This window comes from Staphylococcus sp. HMSC072B07 (assembly GCF_001815505.1).
GTDB classification, from domain to species: domain Bacteria; phylum Bacillota; class Bacilli; order Staphylococcales; family Staphylococcaceae; genus Staphylococcus; species Staphylococcus simulans.
The window spans coordinates 1,005-1,335 of sequence record NZ_KV820965.1; the positions used below are offsets into that span (position 1 = coordinate 1,005).

General features: G+C 53.8%; 1 pseudogene. It reads right to left on the minus strand.

Features of this window, described 5'->3' with window-relative positions:
- Positions 1-331, minus strand: a pseudogene (locus HMPREF3031_RS12085) (cell surface protein); the annotation flags it as partial.

Consider the following 331-nt stretch of genomic DNA (forward strand, 5'->3'; position numbering starts at 1 on the left):
TCTGGTTCCGGTTCAGCCGGTACTTCAGGTACTTTTTCGACTGGCACTTCCGGCTCTGTCGGTGTTGCTTCTTCCACCGGTACTTCTGGTGTTACGTCTGGTGCTGGTTCTGCTGGTGTTTCTACCTCCGGCTCGGCTGGTACTTCTGGCACTTCTTCGACTGGAATTTCCGGCTCTGTTGGTGTTGTTTCTTCCACCGGTGCTTGTTCTGTTGGTGTTTCTGGTTCCGGTTCAGCCGGTACTTCAGGTACTTCTTCGACTGGCACTTCCGGCTCTGTTGGTGTTGTTTCTTCCACCGGTACTTCTGGTGTTACCTCCGGTGCTGGTTCTG